We start from the raw sequence: 15,748 nt of genomic DNA, 5'->3' as shown, positions 1-15,748 counted from the left end.
ATGACCGGCTAATTACATCATATCGTGATATAAAAATGCCGTCTCCACCAGATACCCTGGCCAAGGCCGACTTCATGGCCCTGTCCGAATTCCGCTACCAGATGCGGCGCTTCGAGCGCTTTTCCGAGAACGCGGCCCAGGCCGAAGGCATCACGCCACTGCAGTATTTGCTGCTGTTGCATATCAAGGGCTTTCCCGGCCGCGATTGGGCCACCGTCGGCGAGCTGGCCGAACGGCTGCAGGCGCAGCAGCATGGCGTCGTCGCATTGCTGGGCCGCTGCGAGGCGGCCGGGCTGGTGCAGCGCCGCCCCCATGTGCAAGACCGGCGCCGGGTCGAAGTCCACCTGCTGCCCGCCGGCGAAGAAGTGTTGCTGCGCCTGGCTGCCATCCACCGCGCCGAACTGCAATCGCTGCACGGCGTATTCACCGTTCCCAACCTGCCCGCCACACCATGAAACCGTACGATCCACGCCGCGATTTCAGCGGCGACGCGCGCCTGCTGCAGATTGGCGCCATGGCTGCCTTGATCGGCATGCTGAGCACCGGTACCGCCTGGCTGCTGCTGAAGGCCATTTCGCTGTTCACCAACCTGTTCTTTTTCCAGTCCCTGTCGACCGCGCCGCAAGCGCCGTCCGCCCATGCGCTGGGCGCCTGGGTGATCGTGGTGCCGGTGATTGGCGCACTGGTGATTGGCCTGATCGCCCGCTATGGTTCGGAGCAGATCCGCGGCCACGGCATTCCCGAGGCGATCGAGGCCATCCTGTTCAAGCGCAGTGCGATGTCGCCCAAGGTGGCGGTGCTCAAGCCGCTGGCCTCGGCCATTGCCATCGGCAGTGGGGGGCCGTTCGGCGCCGAGGGGCCGATCATCATGACCGGCGGCGCGGTCGGTTCGCTGTTCGCGCAGCATTTCCATTTGAGCGATGCCGAGCGCAAGACCCTGCTGGTGGCGGGCGCGGTGGCCGGCATGACGGCCGTCTTCGGCACGCCGATCGCGGCGCTGCTGCTGGCGGTTGAACTCTTGCTGTTCGAACTGCGCCCGCGCAGCCTGCTGCCGGTCGCCATTGCCTGCGCCGTGGCCGGTTTCCTGCGGCCGCTGCTGATGGAAGCGGGGCCGCTGTTCCCGCAGCAAAGCCCGCAGCTGCCGCCGGTAGCCTTGCTGTCCTGCGCCGTGGCCGGAGTGCTGTGCGGCGCCATGGCGTGGCTGCTGTCGACCGCGCTGTACCGCATTGAAGACGGCTTCCACAAGCTGCCGCTGCACTGGATGTGGTGGCCGGCGCTGGGCGCCGTGGCGATCGGCATCGGCGGCTATTTCCAGCCGCGCGCGCTGGGCGTCGGCTATGACGTGATCGGCGACCTGCTGCAAAACCACCTGGCCGCCGGCGTGGTGGCGACGCTGCTGGCGGCCAAGGCCGTGATGTGGCTGATCGCGCTCGGCTCGGGCACGTCGGGCGGCGTGCTGGCGCCCTTGCTGATGCTGGGCGCCGGCGTGGGAACGCTGCTGGCGCCCTACCTGCCGGGTGGCTCGCCAGCGGTCTGGCCGCTGGTGTTCATGGCAGCCACCCTTGGCGGCATGATGCGCGCACCGATCATGGCCACCGTCTTTGCCTATGAGCTGACGCACGATGCGAATGCGCTGCTGCCGGTGCTGGCAGCCTCGGTGGTGGCCTATGGCTTCACCGTCATCACCATGCACCGTTCGATCCTGACCGAGAAGATCGCTCGCCGCGGCCACCATATCTACCGCGAATACGGCATCGATCCGCTGGAGCGGCATAGCGTGGAGGAGGTGATGACGGCCGCCCCGGTGTCGATCGACGCGGATGCGCGCGTTGCCGACGTGCTGGCGTCCCACTTCGGCGCGGCGCAGCGCCACCGCGCCTATCCGGTCACCAGCAATGGCGCGGTGCTGGGCATGCTTGATCGCGCGACCCTGGTGCAGGCCAGCCACGCCGTGCACGTGCGCGAGCTGTATGGCGTGAACGCCCCGATTGTGGCGCTGCGCGGCGAAACTTGCCGCACGGTGGCGGTGCGCCTGGCGGTGCACGGACTGGAGCGCTTGCCGGTGGTGGCCGATGCCGGCAGCCGCCAGTTGGTGGGCGTGATCAGCCGCAGCGACCTGGTCAAGTCCTCGCTTTCGCTCGACAACGAGGAGCACCGGCGCCACCGCTTCCGGCGCTTGCGCTTGCCCAGGTCAGCGGGTGGGTGAGGGCGCTGGCCGCCAGTTGGCATACTTGCGGTCGATCGCAGTCGAGGTACCGTCTTTCACCATTTCCGCCATGGCCGCCGACATGGCGGCAACCTGCGCGTCCGGCACCGCCTTGTTGCAGGCCAGGTAGGCGCGCGAGGTGTGGAAGGTCAGCAGGGGCACGATCTTGCCGAGCAGGCCTTCCTGCGCCAGCACGCCGTTGGCCAGCTGGTGGCTGGTCGCCCACAGGTCAATACGGCCTCCCAGCAGCTTGCGCGGGTTGGAAAAATTGTCGGGCGCAATATCCACCTTGAAGCCGCGGTCCAGCAGGAACTGGGCGCGCACGTCGCCGTTGTAGCCGCCAATGCGCAGGTGCCTGGCGTCATCCAGCGTGGCGAGCCGGAACGGCGGGTTGGCCAGGCCGTACAGCGTCCAGTCCACTTCGCGCAGCGGCCCAACCCATTTGAACAGGGCTTCCCGCTCCGGCGTGCGGGAGGTGGAGAATACGCAGGAAGCCGGCGTGCGCAGCGCCAGTTCGTAGGCGCGGCGCCACGCCATGATCTCGATGGTGTAGCTGATGCCGGCGCGCGCCATGATTTCCTTCACCTTGTCCGGCGAGATGCCGACGATCCGTTCGCCATCGCGCATGATGTCGGGCGGCGTGTACTCGGTAAACAGCTGGAGCGAGCCGGCCGACGCCGCCAAAGGCAGCGCCAGGAACGATGCGGCAAGGTGCAGCTTGGGAGCCATGATCAGCCAATCATGTGCGTCTTGAGGCGCGAAGTCAATCAAACTGACAGGCCCGACTTGTGTCCTCCAATAATTGCTGGTACAACATTACTAGTAGCGCAAATCCAACAATTAATCAGCAACTGGAGAACCACATGAAACGACGCGCCCTCATCACCGCAATGGCATGCCTGCCCCTGTTCGGCGCCGGCCTCGCGCAGGCACAGAGCTACCCAACCAAGCCGATCACCCTGATCGTGCCGTTCGCAGCCGGCGGACCGACCGACACCGTGGCGCGCCTGCTGGCGCAGTCCATGGGCACCAAGCTGAAACAGCAGATCGTTGTGGAAAACGTCGGCGGCGCCGGCGGCACCATTGGCGCGGCGCGCGCCGCCAAGGCGGCTCCGGACGGCTACACCATCTTCCTGCACCACATCGGCCATTCCACCGCGCCGGCCCTGTACCGCAAGCTGAGCTACAACGCCATCGACAGCTTCGAGCCGATCGGCCTGGTGACCGACGTGCCAATGACCCTGGTGGCGCGCAAGGACTTCCCGGCCAAGGATTTCAAGGAATTCCTGGCTTATGTAAAAGCTAACAAGGCCAAGGTGACTTACGCAAACGCCGGCCTCGGTTCGGCGTCCCACCTGTGCGGCATGCTGTTCATGTCCGCCATCCAGACCGACCTGACCACCGTGCCATACAAGGGCACCGGCCCGGCCATGAACGACCTGCTGGGCGGCCAGGTGGACTTCATGTGCGACCAGACCACCAACACCACCAGCCAGATCAAGAGCGGCAAGGTGAAGGTCTACGGCGTCACCACCAAGACCCGCGTGCCGTCGATGCCGGACGTGCCGACCCTGAACGAAGCCGGCGTTCCTGGCTTTGAAGTGGCGGTGTGGCACGGCATGTACGCACCGAAAGGCACGCCGAAGCCAGTGATCGACACCCTGGTTGGCGCCCTGCAGGTGGCGCTGAAGGATCCGGCCGTCAAGCAGCGCTTCGCCGACCTCGGCACCGAGCCGGTGGAAACCAAGCGCGCCACGCCGGAAGCCTTGCGTGCGCACCTGAAGGCTGATATCGACCGTTGGGGCCCGATCATCAGCAAAGCTGGTGTTTACGCCGACTAAGCGCCGGCCAAGGAGTCTCTGATGTCTTCCGCAATTCGTCACCCGAAGGATTTCTGGATCGGGGTGATCTTCATCGCCATTGGGCTGGGCGCCGTGTTCACGCGCGGCGACCTGAACATGGGCACTTCCTTCCGCATGGGGCCGGCCTTCTTCCCGGTCGTGCTGGGCATCCTGCTGGCCGTGATCGGCGCGGCGGGGGTGCTGCGTTCCTTCTTCCGCCACGGCGAACCGATGGAAAAGCTGCACCTCAAGCCGCTGGCCCTGGTTACGCTGGCCGTGGTGCTGTTCGGCGTCCTGATGCGCGGCGCCGGCCTGGTGCCGGCGGCAGCCGTGCTGGTGCTGGTCAGCGCGTATGCCAGCCCCAAGTTCCGCTGGAAAGAAGTGGCACTGCTGGCCATCGGCCTGGCGGCCTTCGCCTATGTGCTGTTCATTAAATTGTTGGGATTGCCGATACCTGCGCTCGGCCCCTGGCTCGGTTTCTAGGGAGCGGGCATGGAAATTTTAAGCAACCTGGGTCTGGGCTTTGAAACCGCCTTCACCCTGACCAACCTGATGTACTGCCTGATGGGCGTCTTCATCGGCACTGCCGTCGGTGTGCTGCCGGGCCTGGGCCCGATCGCCACCATCGCCATGCTGCTGCCGGCCACCTTCGGCCTGCCGCCGGTGGCGGCGCTGATCATGCTGGCCGGTATTTATTATGGCGCCCAGTATGGCGGCTCCACCACGGCCATCCTGGTCAACCTGCCGGGCGAGTCATCCTCCGTGGTGACCGCCATCGACGGTTACCAGATGGCGCGCAAGGGACATGCCGGCAAGGCGCTGGCAACGGCGGCCCTGGGCTCCTTCTTCGCGGGCACGGTGGCCACCGTGGTGGTGGCGTGCTTTGCGCCGCCGCTGGCCGACCTGGCGCTGAAGTTCGGCCCGGCCGACTACTTCTCGCTGATGGTGCTGGGCCTGGTGGCGGCTGTGGTGCTGGCCAGCGGTTCCTTGCTGAACGCGATCGGCATGGTGATCCTGGGCCTGCTCCTGGGCATGATCGGCACAGACGTCAACTCGGGCCAGCAACGTTACACCTACGACATGCCGGAACTGGCTGAAGGCATTTCTTTCGTAATCGTGGCCATGGGCATGTTCGGCATCGGCGAGATCGTGCGCAACCTGGAGCATGATGAAGAGCGTCACATCCTGATGAAGAAAGTGTCGGGGCTGATGCTGGACAAGGAAGACTTCAAGCGCATCCTGGCGCCGGTCTTGCGCGGCACCTTCCTCGGTTCGGCGCTGGGCATCCTGCCGGGCGGCGGCGCGATGCTGGCTTCCTTCGCTTCCTACTCGCTCGAGAAAAAGGTGTCGCCGAACGCAAAAGAGTTCGGCAAGGGCGCCATCGAAGGCGTGGCGGCGCCGGAATCGGCCAACAACGCGGGCGCACAGACTTCCTTCATCCCGATGCTGACGCTGGGCATCCCGTCCAACCCGGTGATGGCACTGATGATCGGCGCCATGATCATCCAGGGCATTACCCCGGGACCGGCGGTGATGACGGAGAAGCCCGATCTGTTCTGGGGCCTGATCGTGTCGATGTGGTTCGGCAACCTGTTCCTGGTGGTGCTGAACCTGCCGATGATCGGCCTGTGGGTGAAGATGATCACCGTGCCTTACCACCGCCTGTTCCCGGCCATCCTGATGTTCTGTGCGATTGGCGTGTTCAGCCTGAATAACGCCCAGTTCGACGTCTGGCTGATGGCGCTGTTCGGCGTGTTCGGCTATATCTGCGCCAAGCTCGATGCCGAGCCGGCGCCGATGCTGCTCGGCTTCATCATCGGGCCGATGCTGGAAGAGTACCTGCGGCGCGCCATGACGCTGTCGCATGGCGACCCGATGGTATTCCTCAACCGTCCGATCAGTGCCACCTTGCTGGCGCTGGCAGTGCTGGCGCTGGCGGTGGTGCTGTCGCCTTCCTTGCGCAAGAAGCGGGAAGAAGCCTTCCACGAGGAGTAATAAACTGACAACGCCCGGCACGCCGGGCGTTGTTTCGTTGTGGGTCGACAACGGTGACAAGCGTGAGTATCCCCGCAGGGCGCTGTCTATACTGAAAATTCTCAGTGGCAACAATCCATACAGGGGCTCACCCAAATGAACAGCCCGGTCAGGTTATACGCTGGACGAGGTGCAGGGCCGCCACCACGCGATGTTTTGCGACAGCGCGTTCGTGGCCAGCGAAGCATACAAGCAATTCTGGGAACGCCTGCGCGGCGGCCATTTCGAGCACGGCGAGTACAAGCGCCTTGGCAAGGGCGGGCGTGAAATCTGGATCAACGCTTCCTACAACCCGGTGTTCGACGCCGACGGCAAGCCTTATAAAGTAATCAAGTTCGCCACCGACATCACGGCCACCAAGCTGCGCAACGCAGAGTATGAGGGCAAGGTCAGCGCGATGGACAAGGCGCAGGCCATGATCGAATTCGACATGGGCGGCCATGTGCTCACCGCCAACAGCAACTTCCTCGATGCGATGGGCTATACGCTGGACGACATCAAGGGCGAACACCACCGCATGTTCTGCGAGAGCGACTACGCGGCCAGCGTCGACTACAAGCGCTTCTGGCAAAAATTGAACCGCGGCGAATTCGACGGCGGCCGCTACAAGCGCGTCGGCAATGGCGGCAAGACGATCTGGATCCAGGCTACCTACAATCCGATCCTGGACATGAACGGCACGCCTTTCAAAATCGTCAAGTTCGCCAACGACATCACGGAGCAGGTGCTGATGGAGCAGGGCATCAAGGACAAGGCAGCCAGCGACGCCGCCAGGATCGAGCGCCTGCTCGATGCGGTGGCGCGCGCGGCCAAGGGCGACCTGACGGCCGAGGTGCCGCTGGCCGGCGACGAGCCGCTCGACCAGCTGGGCGCAGGGATCGGCAAGATGATGGGCGACTTGCGCGGCGTGATCGGCCAGGTAGTGATGTCGGCCACCGCCTTCGCCGACGATGCCGAGGAGATCGCCAACCGTGCCGGCGTAGTGGCTGGCGGTTCGCAGGAGCTGGGTGCGACAGTCGAGGAGATGAACGCCACGGTCGACGGCCTGACCCGTTCGATCGATGCGATTGCCACCAGCACCGGCCAGGCCAACGAACTGGCCAAGTCGACCCAGGACGAAGCCGAGGCGGGCGCCAAGGCGGTGGCGCGCTCGATCGAGGCGATGGACCTGATCAATCGTTCGTCGGAAGACATCGGCGAGATCGTCAAGGTGATCAGCGATATTGCCAATCAGACCAATATGCTGGCCTTCAACGCGGCCATCGAAGCGGCGCGCGCCGGTGAACATGGCCTGGGCTTCTCGGTGGTGGCGGACGAGGTGCGCAAGCTGGCCGAGCGTTCCTCGCAGGCGACCAAGGAGATTTCCAAGCTGATCAGCGAGTCGGTCAAGCGGGTCAATACCGGCACCGCCATCTCGCACCAGGCCAGCGAAGCCTTCGACCGCATCGTCAAGGGCGTCGGCAAGACCAGCGAAGCCATTGCCGAAATCTCGCACGAAGCCCGTGAGCAACTGTTGTCGGCGCGCGAGGTCAGCGTGGCCATCAACCATATCGCCGAAGCGGCCGAGCAGTCCGCCGGCAGCTGCGACAGCATTGCCTCGTCGACCGCCAGCCTGAATTCGCGCGCCGGGGAATTGAACAAGCTGGTCGCCGGTTTCGTGGTGTAAGCCGTGGAAGCCTCGCGTGTGGTGTCGGCGGCGCCGCAGGCGGACGCCGCGGCGGCGGTCGAACTGTTTGGGTCTTTCATGCTGGGCGGCAGCGAGTTCGCCTTGCCCGCACTGTGCATCCGGGAAGTGGTCAACTTTCCCGATCGCATGACCAGCGTGCCGCTCGCGCCATCTTATCTGGAAGGCATGTTCACGCTGCGCGGCAGCGTGATCCCGGTGGTCAACCTGGGCCGCCTGTCCGATCCGTCGGCGCCTGCGGCCGCAGCTTCGGACAAGATCGCCATCATCGACTACCAAGAAGCGCAGGTCGGCCTGCTGGTGCACGCCACCGGCGAAATCCTGCGCGTGCGGCCCGAACAACGCAGCCGGTTGCGTTATGCGGAGGGATCGACACAAGGGGTAGTAGCCGGCACCATCTTGCTGGAAGACGGCCTGCGCCTGGTCCAGGTGCTCGACATCGACCGCCTGGTGCATATCGAGAACGTGCCGCAGGTGCAATCGATGCGCGCCGCCGGCGCCGAATCGCGGCGCCAGATGCGGGTGGTCGGCGAGCGCCGCCACGCGATCAGCTTCCGTGCCGCCGGCGCCCGGTTCGCGATGGAGATGAAGGCGATCCAGGAAATCGTTCGCGTGCCCGAACTGGCCGCGTCCATCCTGGCCAGTCCCCTGTGCCGCGGCCGCATGCTGTTCCGCGGGCTGCAGGTGCCGGTGGTGGACTTTGCCGCGCTGGCCGGCGGCCTGCCCGCGCAAGCCGATGCCGAACAGCGCATCCTGGTCGCCCGCATCGGCGAGGCGACGATCGGATTCCTGGTCGACGAAGTGGAAAGCATCCTGCATTTCACCAGCGATGAAGTGCTGCCGATCCCTTTGCTGAGCAAGGAGCGCTGTGCGATGTTTGCCGGTTGCGTGGCGCGGCCCGGTGAAGAGGACGTGATCCTGCTGGACCACGCGGGCACCTTCTCGCGCAGCGAGATCGGCGAGATGGACCTGGGCCATCGCCGGCTGTATCCAGCCGACCAGGGCGGGGCGGCGGCAGCCAGCCAGCGCGCCGGACGCAAGGTCTACTTGAGCTTCCGGGTGGGCGAGCTGTTCGCGCTGGAGCTGAAGCAAGTGCGCGAGATCATCGACCACGGCGGCGACATCAGCCACCCGCCCGGCATGCCCGACTGCCTGTGCGGGGTGCTGAACCTGCGCCAACAGCTCATCAGCCTGGTCGACTTGCGCCGCCTGTACGGGATGGACGCCGGCGAAGATGCAGGCAAGGTGCTGGTGATCGAGCGCGAAGAAGGGCGTTACGGCCTGGTAGTCGACTAGGTGGCCGACATCGTCACGGTCGATGACGGCAAGCGCTTCGCTGCACCGTCGCTGATGAAGGCCTCGGCGGCGCTGCAAGGACTGTCAGCCGAATCGCATGAGGTGGTGGAGTTGCCGCAAACAGATGGCAGCACGCACAGCACCTGTTTGCTTGATCTCGAACGCGTGATGCAGCGAATTTTGCATGTCGCGTAATCGCGACGAAAAAAAATTTTCAAACGCCGTCATCAGTCGTCCCGGTCTCGCGCCCAAACGCAGGCCGGGGCGCTTCACTTTTTATACAGCCTTTACCTAAAGGCGTTATGCGAAGGTGGTCGACCATGCGATGGTCGATCGAAGCGCGTGAGCGGCGCGCGATGCGCGTTTCAATGTGCGCGAACTCGCAGATCGGCGCAAAAAAAGAAGAAGAAAATCATTCGTGCTGGTTGCGCATCGACAAGCTTTCGTGTACTTTGCGAACTTGAAATCGCGTGAATTTGCAAGCACTGTTTTTTCGGGTGTGTTGTTACCGCAAAAATCGAAAAATAATGGGAACCAAAAACGCATAAGTATGCTTAAAGACCACACGACGACAGCGAAGCCGCTCTCCTGATCACTCGATCAGGCCGGGCGGTTTTTTCTTTGAACGCTGGTCGTACCAAGTGGCCCGGCGAAGGGTCGAGGAGCTGAGTTGACGCCCCACCCGCGCAATCGTCGCGACAAAGAATTTGAGTCCTGCGCTGCCAAGCACCGGCGCAGGAATCGATGGCTGAAGCGCTGCACTTGTGAGGAGGTGCAGCAGTTCAGCTGGGTGCCGAATTCATTAGCGCAAACCGCAACCCTGTTTGTGCCGATGAATAATTCGCCTGGTCCAGCGCAGGGCCGGACGGGTTTTAAATTTGTGCGTGAATTTTTCCCATCCCAGATGAAGGAGAACTAAAAATGGCAACCGCCGCTAAGAAGAAACCAGCAGCCGCTAAAGCAGCTGCTCCAGCAAAGAAAGCTGCCGCCAAGCCGGCCGCTAAAGCCGCAGCTAAGCCAGCTGCTAAACCAGCTGCCAAGAAAGCCGCTGCCAAGCCAGCCGCTAAACCAGCAGCCAAGAAAGCCGCCGCCAAGCCAGCTGCAAAACCAGCAGCCAAGAAAGCAGCAGCTAAGCCAGTAGCGAAGAAAGCCGCTGCTAAGCCAGCAGCAAAACCAGCAGCGAAGAAAGCAGCAGCCAAGCCAGCAGCCAAGAAGACTGTAGCTAAAGCAGCAGCAAAACCAGCAGCCAAGAAAGCCGCCGCTAAACCAGCAGCTAAAAAAGCCGTTGCCAAGAAAGTAGCAGCTAAGCCAGCTGCCAAGAAAGCTGCAGCGAAACCAGCAGCCAAGAAGACCGTAGCTAAAGCCGCTGCCAAGCCAGCCGCCAAGAAAGCTGCTGCCAAGCCAGCTGCCAAGAAAGCTGCTGCCAAGCCAGCCGCCAAGAAAGCTGCTGCGAAACCAGCTGCCAAGAAAGCCGCTGCCAAGCCTGCTGCCAAGAAGGCCGCTCCTAAAGCTGCTGCCAAGCCAGCCGCCAAGAAGCCAGCTGCCAAGAAAGCTGCTGCCAAGCCAGCTGCTAAAAAAGCCGCTCCTAAAGCCGCCGCAAAACCAGCTGCCAAGCCTGCAGCTAAAAAGGCCGCCCCAAAAAAAGCCTCGGCTAAGCCAGCAGCCAAGCCAGCTGTTGCGCCAGTAGCCGTAGCACCGGCTGCAGCTCCGGCTGCTAAACCAGCTGCCCCTAAAAAGGCCGCTCCTAAGAAACCAGCTGCTCCCAAGAAGGAAGCTGTGAAGCCAGCCGCCGCACCAGCACCTGCTGCTGCAGCCCCAGCTCCAGCCGCCGCTCCGGCAGCAAAAACCGTGATCGCCCCGGCAGCCGCCTGGCCGTTCCCGACCAGCACCCGTCCTTCCTAAGCCGTTAAACGCTTGGTGCCGGATGGCGAAGACACCGCTGTGTGAGACAATCGCACAGCGGTTTTTTTATTTGGAGTGAACTCGTGTTTGATATTCTGAAGTTGATCGTCGATGTTATAGCGAGCCTCCTCGGCGGCGTGCTGCTGCTGCGCTTCTGGATGCAGGCTATCCGCGTCCGGCCGCCTTCGTCGGTGGCACAGTTTACTTTTCAATTATCGGATTGGCTGGTGCGCCCGCTGCGCCGCATCGTTCCCGGCATGGGCGGCTATGACTGGGCCAGCCTGATCGGGGCGTTCCTGATCGTAATCCTGGCGACGTCGATCGATTTCCTGATTGGACGGTCGGTGGAGTACGTGTTGCTGGCGGCCTTGTATCGCTTCCTGCAGTGGATACTGTTCGGTTTCATGGCACTGCTGATCATCGAAGTGATCTTCAGCTGGGTCAACCCGCATGCCCCGCTGGCGCCTTTCGTGCGCGCGCTGAATGATCCGCTGCTCAGGCCTATCCGCAAGGTGGTGCCCCTGGTTGGCAACCTGGACTTGTCGGTGCTGGTGGCGGTGATCCTGCTGCAGATCTTCCAACTTCTGCTGGGCAAGCTGTTCGGGGTGGCATGAGCCGCAGCTGGTGTTCGCCCTTGCCGGGCGGCGTGCGGCTGGCGGTTCAGATCCAGGCGAATGCGAAGAAGACCGAGGTGATCGGGGTGCTGGATGATGCCCTGAAGATCAAGCTGGCTGCGCAACCCATCGAGGGCAAGGCGAACGAGGCCTTGGTGAAGTGGCTGGCCGGAGCCTTGGGCGTGTCGCGCAGCGCGGTGACGCTGACGCATGGGCAGACCAATAAGAAGAAGCTGCTGGAAGTGTCCGGCGTGACGCTGGAGGATGTGGCGCGTCTTGTAAACCGGTAAATCTGGGTCAGACCCAAGGGTCTGACCCCGTCAGAGCGACGGCCGCGGGTTTCGGTTGTGCGTTTTTGATCTTCTCAATACGTCAAAAGCCTGGAACCCAACCCGCGCCTGGGAGACCGTACAGGGTCAGACCCTTGGGTCTGACCCTGGTTTACCGGTTTCAGAAACGGTAACCGAACGCCGCCTCAAACTTGTCCGCGATTTCAGCAGGCGTGAACACATGGTTCTGCGCCCCTTTGGTAACAATCTTGATCGCACCCAGCAAACTGGCCAGGCGGCCGGTCGACTCCCACCCCAGGTCGTTGACCAGGCCAAACAGCAAGCCGGCGCGATACGCATCGCCGCAACCGGTCGGGTCCAGGTCGAGCGACGAATCGACCACCACGGCAGGAATATCGATCCGCTTGCCCTGGGTATAAATCTCCGAACCCTTCTCGCCACGGGTCACGATCAATGCTTCCAGCTTGGCAGCGATATCCGGGATGGTCAGCCCGGTGCGCGACATCAGCAGTTCGATTTCATAATCATTGCAGGTTACATAAGTGGCCTGCTCGATGAAGCCGATCAGTTGTTCGGCGGTGAACATCGGCATCTGCTGGCCCGGGTCGAAGATGAACGGGATGCCCAGGCGCGCCAGGTCTTCCGCGTGCTTCAGCATGCCCAGGTGGCCGTCCGGCGAGATGATCGCAATGCGGGCCGGGCCGGCTTTCTCGATCGGATTCTCGTGCGCGAACGACATGGCGCCTGGGTGGAAGGCATTGATCTGGTTGTGGTCCGCATCGGCGGTGACGAAGCACTGCGCGTTGTAGGCATCCTTCTTGATCAGGATGTTGTCGGTCGAGATGCCGAGCTTCTGGAAGCGCTCCAGGTAGGCCGCGCAGTCCTGACCCAGCACGCCAACGATGCGCGGGTCGCCGCCCAGCATCTTCAGCGAGTAGGCGATATTGCCGGAGCAGCCGCCAAACTCGGTGCGCATGGTCGGCACCAGGAAGGACACGTTGACCTTGTGCAGCTGGTCTGCCAGCAGGGTGTCGCCGAAACGGCCCTCGTATTGCATGATGATGTCGATGGCCAGCGAGCCACAGACAAGCGCGGTTTTAGTCATAGTATTTTTAAGGGTAGAAAATGGCGATGTGATAGCCGGAAGCTTTGAGCTCATTCAGCTCGAAGTACAGTTTAATGCTTTGCTCGCTGCGCGGACCGAAGCCTTTTTCGGGCTCGATTGGCGAGGGCAGGTATTCGCGCGGGGCAAATACGCGCCGCAGCACCGGCTTGTCGGCGTTGTCGTTCAGGGTCAGTTCGATGTGCGGCCAGGCTTGTGGAGTCTTGGACTGGTTGCGCAGGACGGTGCTGAAGCTGAAGGTGTTTTCAGTCATGCTGGCCAGCTCTCCCGGTTCGACGCTGAGGGCATCGAGCTGGGTGGGCAGGGCGATCTTGCATCCGAGCGGCTGGCAGACGGCGGCCAGGGCTGGCTTCAGTTGCGGGTAATTCGCGGCCAGGCTGTCGCGGAAGGTGGTGGCGGCTTGCAGCACCAGTCCCGCCAGCAGGATCGGGACGCCGACGGCCATCGTGATCGTGACCGCCTTGCCGTACTTCTGGCTGCGGTCGACGCGCTTCACGAAGCTCAGGTCGGAGTGGTCGAGGTCTTCGGCTTCGGCCTCGGCTTTTGCTTCGTCGACGCCGGCCAGCGCGCGCATGCGGGCAGCAACTTCTTCGGCGCTCGATTCCTGTGCGGGGCCGTTTTCTTCAAGCGCAAAGACTTCGTGTTCGGCGGACGGACCGCTGGCATCGCGGCGCGATTTGGCGCGCTTCAGGGCGCGTTCGCGGCGGGATTTGGCCGGTTGTTCGGCTGGCGCTTCGTCGGGGATGGAGGCGCCGTCGTCCGGTGCATCCGTGTTGACTGCTGCGACTGCATGCTGGGCAGTTTCGTCGGGATCGGACAGGCTCCATGCTTCGCTGGCTGGCGCAGCGTCGTCGGACGCCTCTGCTTCGCCTGTGTGCCACGGTTCGGCATCCAGGGATGGTTCGCTCAGGCGGTTCGCCTCTGCCTCGGCTGCTGGTGCTACCGGCTCGGACGGCTCTTCGGACGGCAGGTCTTCAAAATGGTGCGCGTCATCAAGGGCGGCGACCACCACGTGCTCTTGGGGCGTGTCGAGCGAGGGCTCGACGCGGCCGTCGGGATGTAAATTATCGGTCGACCATTGGTCGATAGCCTCCACGAGGGAAGCGCCGGCCTGCTCGCCAGATTCCGTCGTCGCGTGCTCTTCGCCGGCGGGCGTATCGTCCCATGGCTGAACGCCATCGCCATCTTCGACCGCCTGCGCTGGCTCGAGGCGGGCCTCATTGTCGGCCAGTGAATCGGTGTGCTCGATGGGTGATGGGGCCTCGAATGCGGACGCTTCATCGGGCGCGAGCACGATTTGGTCGGCAATTTGGGCCGGCTCGACAGGTGCTTCGTCCCGCTGCGGGGGCGCTTCATCGTCGGCAGGCGAATCAGCCTGCTCGACTGGCGCTGGGGCTTCGACTTCGAGCGCTTCTTGCGGCGGGAGCGCGCTCGCGTCGGCAGCTTGCGCCGGCTCGGCAGGTGTTTCGTCCCGCTGCTGAGGCGTTGTATCGTCGGCAGGCGCGCCAGCCTGCTCGACGGGCGCTGGGGCTTCGACTTCGAGCGCTTCTTCCGGCGCGAGCGCGCTCGCATCGGCAGGTTGCGCCGGCTCGGCAGGTGGCTCGTCCCGCTGCGGAGCGGCTTCAAGGGCAGCAGGTTGCGCCCGGTCGACTGGCGGAGGGGCCCCGAATGGGAGGCTTTCTGCCGGCTGGGGCATCGCCGTGGACGTGGTTGCGTCGACAGGAGGCCGAGCGGCCGCCGCAGGGATTGGCGTTGGCGCTGGCGTGAACGCGGTGCGCGGTGCTGGCGTCGTCGGTGCGGTGGCAGCTGGTGTTGTTTGCGTAGCGGCCGAGAAAGTGGCATCGGGCGACAGCACATCCGAAAGCATGGCTGAGCCAACCGGGGCCGACGCTTTGGCGGCCGGTGGAGGTGCCAGGGGCTGCGACGGTTCTGCGGTGGCCGTGAAGATGGCATCGGGCGCCACCAGGTCGGCCAGCGAAGACGAACCAGCCGGCGTCCGCGCCTTGGCTGATGATGCCGCGGCAGCAGTGTCGGCTACCAGCGGAGGTGATGGTTCGGCAGCTGCCGTGAAAGCGGCGTCGGGCGACACTACATCGATCAGCGAACGCGCAGCCGGCGACGAGGGGGCGCGAGCTGCCGGTGACGGCGCCGTAGCGTGCAAAGCTTCGACCGGTTGCGATGGCTTGGCGGCAAGCGGAGCGGCAGCCGGGCGTGATGGCTCGGCGACAGGCGTCGAGGCTGCCGCTTGCGCAGGCGCGGCGGGCTGCGGCGGTTCGGCTTGCGATGGCGAAGTTGGCGCGGGCGATGCCACCGCAGGATTCGTGGTCACGTGGGCGAACGCACGAGTGACGGCGGCGATGGCGATGTCGTCAGGCGAGGGCGCTTTGGGCTGGGCGGCAGCGGGCACTGGCTCGGCAACAGGGGCCGGAGTACCTGCGGTACGCCAGACGGCAGGCGAGACTGGCTCGGCCACAGGCGGCTGTGGCGCAGCAGGTGCCGGCTCCTCGCCGAAATCGATCTCGAAATCGACCGGCGAGCCATGCACGTAATCGGAGACCGCCGGCTTGGGCGGCGGCGCCTCGGCGACTACATCGGGAATGACAGGAGTCGGCTTGGCAGCCGGTTCGACCAGGGCAGCATTGCCGTCGAAGACCAGCGCGCAAGAGCCGCAACGGACAATGCCCCCGCGCAGTTTCAGTTGGTCAGCCGCGACCCTGAAGATCGTATTGCAATGGGGGCATTTAGTGGCGAGCGCCAT

General features: G+C 63.9%; 16 protein-coding genes. 12 read left to right on the top strand and 4 right to left on the bottom strand.

The window, feature by feature from the left end; translation table 11 throughout:
• Positions 1 to 35 precede the first annotated feature (35 nt).
• Together ACN9MU_RS28005 and ACN9MU_RS28000 are read left to right on the top strand one after the other, a co-directional pair.
• Positions 36 to 455, top strand: a complete 420-nt coding sequence (locus ACN9MU_RS28005) for a MarR family winged helix-turn-helix transcriptional regulator (RefSeq protein WP_426319264.1) — start codon at positions 36 to 38, stop codon at positions 453 to 455.
• Positions 452 to 2,206, top strand: coding sequence for a chloride channel protein (locus ACN9MU_RS28000; protein WP_426319263.1), 1,755 nt, complete (start codon positions 452 to 454; stop codon positions 2,204 to 2,206). Before ACN9MU_RS28005 ends, ACN9MU_RS28000 begins: the two co-directional genes overlap by 4 nt.
• Here ACN9MU_RS28000 and ACN9MU_RS27995 read toward each other — a convergent pair.
• Positions 2,192 to 2,935 (bottom strand): substrate-binding periplasmic protein, encoded by a 744-nt coding sequence (locus ACN9MU_RS27995; protein WP_426319262.1) that lies wholly within the window; start codon positions 2,933 to 2,935, stop codon positions 2,192 to 2,194. The genes ACN9MU_RS28000 and ACN9MU_RS27995 overlap by 15 nt on opposite strands.
• A gap of 134 nt (positions 2,936 to 3,069) precedes the next feature.
• Between ACN9MU_RS27995 and ACN9MU_RS27990 the strand changes: the two genes are divergently transcribed.
• The 7 genes from ACN9MU_RS27990 to ACN9MU_RS27960 all read left to right on the top strand — a co-directional run bounded on the left by ACN9MU_RS27990 (position 3,070) and on the right by ACN9MU_RS27960 (position 9,525).
• The gene (locus tag ACN9MU_RS27990; RefSeq protein ID WP_426164868.1) at positions 3,070 to 4,047 is read left to right on the top strand and encodes a tripartite tricarboxylate transporter substrate binding protein BugD; all 978 of its coding nucleotides are present in this window, start codon (positions 3,070 to 3,072) and stop codon (positions 4,045 to 4,047) included.
• A gap of 21 nt (positions 4,048 to 4,068) precedes the next feature.
• Positions 4,069 to 4,530, top strand: coding sequence for a tripartite tricarboxylate transporter TctB family protein (locus tag ACN9MU_RS27985; protein ID WP_426164866.1), 462 nt, complete (start codon positions 4,069 to 4,071; stop codon positions 4,528 to 4,530).
• A 9-nt stretch (positions 4,531 to 4,539) separates the two neighbouring features.
• Positions 4,540 to 6,042 (top strand): tripartite tricarboxylate transporter permease, encoded by a 1,503-nt coding sequence (locus ACN9MU_RS27980; protein ID WP_426319261.1) that lies wholly within the window; start codon positions 4,540 to 4,542, stop codon positions 6,040 to 6,042.
• Positions 6,043 to 6,202: 160 nt separating this feature from the next.
• Positions 6,203 to 7,747 (top strand): methyl-accepting chemotaxis protein, encoded by a 1,545-nt coding sequence (locus ACN9MU_RS27975; protein ID WP_426323868.1) that lies wholly within the window; start codon positions 6,203 to 6,205, stop codon positions 7,745 to 7,747.
• Between the two features lie 3 nt (positions 7,748 to 7,750).
• Positions 7,751 to 9,061 carry a chemotaxis protein CheW gene (locus ACN9MU_RS27970; RefSeq protein ID WP_426319260.1) on the top strand — a complete coding sequence of 437 codons (1,311 nt, stop codon included), beginning with the start codon at positions 7,751 to 7,753 and terminating at the stop codon, positions 9,059 to 9,061.
• On the top strand, positions 9,062 to 9,256 hold the full coding sequence (locus tag ACN9MU_RS27965) for a hypothetical protein (RefSeq protein WP_426319259.1): 195 nt from the start codon (positions 9,062 to 9,064) through the stop codon (positions 9,254 to 9,256). It abuts the gene before it with no gap.
• A 125-nt stretch (positions 9,257 to 9,381) separates the two neighbouring features.
• Positions 9,382 to 9,525 (top strand): hypothetical protein, encoded by a 144-nt coding sequence (locus ACN9MU_RS27960; RefSeq protein WP_426343768.1) that lies wholly within the window; start codon positions 9,382 to 9,384, stop codon positions 9,523 to 9,525.
• Between the two features lie 408 nt (positions 9,526 to 9,933).
• Here the strand turns inward: ACN9MU_RS27960 and ACN9MU_RS27955 are convergent, their stop codons facing one another.
• Positions 9,934 to 10,728, bottom strand: a complete 795-nt coding sequence (locus tag ACN9MU_RS27955; RefSeq protein WP_426319258.1) for a hypothetical protein — start codon at positions 10,726 to 10,728, stop codon at positions 9,934 to 9,936.
• Between the two features lie 109 nt (positions 10,729 to 10,837).
• Between ACN9MU_RS27955 and ACN9MU_RS27950 the strand changes: the two genes are divergently transcribed.
• The 3 genes from ACN9MU_RS27950 (at position 10,838) to ACN9MU_RS27940 (ending at position 11,867) form a co-directional block, all read left to right on the top strand.
• Positions 10,838 to 10,963, top strand: coding sequence for a hypothetical protein (locus ACN9MU_RS27950; RefSeq protein ID WP_260115156.1), 126 nt, complete (start codon positions 10,838 to 10,840; stop codon positions 10,961 to 10,963).
• Between the two features lie 83 nt (positions 10,964 to 11,046).
• Positions 11,047 to 11,577: a YggT family protein gene (locus ACN9MU_RS27945; protein ID WP_426164854.1), complete on the top strand. Its 531-nt coding sequence runs from the start codon at positions 11,047 to 11,049 to the stop codon at positions 11,575 to 11,577.
• Positions 11,574 to 11,867, top strand: a complete 294-nt coding sequence (locus ACN9MU_RS27940; protein WP_426164852.1) for a DUF167 domain-containing protein — start codon at positions 11,574 to 11,576, stop codon at positions 11,865 to 11,867. The genes ACN9MU_RS27945 and ACN9MU_RS27940 overlap by 4 nt, the downstream gene beginning before the upstream one ends.
• Positions 11,868 to 12,027: 160 nt before the next feature.
• Here ACN9MU_RS27940 and ACN9MU_RS27935 read toward each other — a convergent pair whose 3' ends face one another.
• Together ACN9MU_RS27935 and ACN9MU_RS27930 are read right to left on the bottom strand one after the other, a co-directional pair.
• Positions 12,028 to 12,972, bottom strand: a complete 945-nt coding sequence (locus ACN9MU_RS27935) for a carbohydrate kinase family protein (protein WP_426164850.1) — start codon at positions 12,970 to 12,972, stop codon at positions 12,028 to 12,030.
• Positions 12,973 to 12,979: 7 nt separating this feature from the next.
• Positions 12,980 to 15,748: a DUF3426 domain-containing protein gene (locus ACN9MU_RS27930; RefSeq protein WP_426343767.1), complete on the bottom strand. Its 2,769-nt coding sequence runs from the start codon at positions 15,746 to 15,748 to the stop codon at positions 12,980 to 12,982.

This window comes from Pseudoduganella sp. R-32, from assembly GCF_049913245.1.
GTDB lineage: Bacteria > Pseudomonadota > Gammaproteobacteria > Burkholderiales > Burkholderiaceae_D > Rugamonas.
This window is presented reverse-complemented; position numbering and strand designations above follow the sequence as displayed.

Bases quoted from the DNA above. Each gene is read 5' to 3' on its own strand.
- ACN9MU_RS28005 (WP_426319264.1), top strand. From the start codon at position 36: ATGCCGTCTCCACCAGATACCCTGGCCAAGGCCGACTTCATGGCCCTG.
- ACN9MU_RS28000 (WP_426319263.1), top strand. From the start codon at position 452: ATGAAACCGTACGATCCACGCCGCGATTTCAGCGGCGACGCGCGCCTG.
- ACN9MU_RS27995 (WP_426319262.1), bottom strand. From the start codon at position 2,935: ATGGCTCCCAAGCTGCACCTTGCCGCATCGTTCCTGGCGCTGCCTTTG.
- ACN9MU_RS27990 (WP_426164868.1), top strand. From the start codon at position 3,070: ATGAAACGACGCGCCCTCATCACCGCAATGGCATGCCTGCCCCTGTTC.
- ACN9MU_RS27985 (WP_426164866.1), top strand. From the start codon at position 4,069: ATGTCTTCCGCAATTCGTCACCCGAAGGATTTCTGGATCGGGGTGATC.
- ACN9MU_RS27980 (WP_426319261.1), top strand. From the start codon at position 4,540: ATGGAAATTTTAAGCAACCTGGGTCTGGGCTTTGAAACCGCCTTCACC.
- ACN9MU_RS27960 (WP_426343768.1), top strand. From the start codon at position 9,382: ATGCGATGGTCGATCGAAGCGCGTGAGCGGCGCGCGATGCGCGTTTCA.
- ACN9MU_RS27940 (WP_426164852.1), top strand. From the start codon at position 11,574: ATGAGCCGCAGCTGGTGTTCGCCCTTGCCGGGCGGCGTGCGGCTGGCG.
- ACN9MU_RS27935 (WP_426164850.1), bottom strand. From the start codon at position 12,972: ATGACTAAAACCGCGCTTGTCTGTGGCTCGCTGGCCATCGACATCATC.
- ACN9MU_RS27930 (WP_426343767.1), bottom strand. From the start codon at position 15,748: ATGGCGCTCGCCACTAAATGCCCCCATTGCAATACGATCTTCAGGGTC.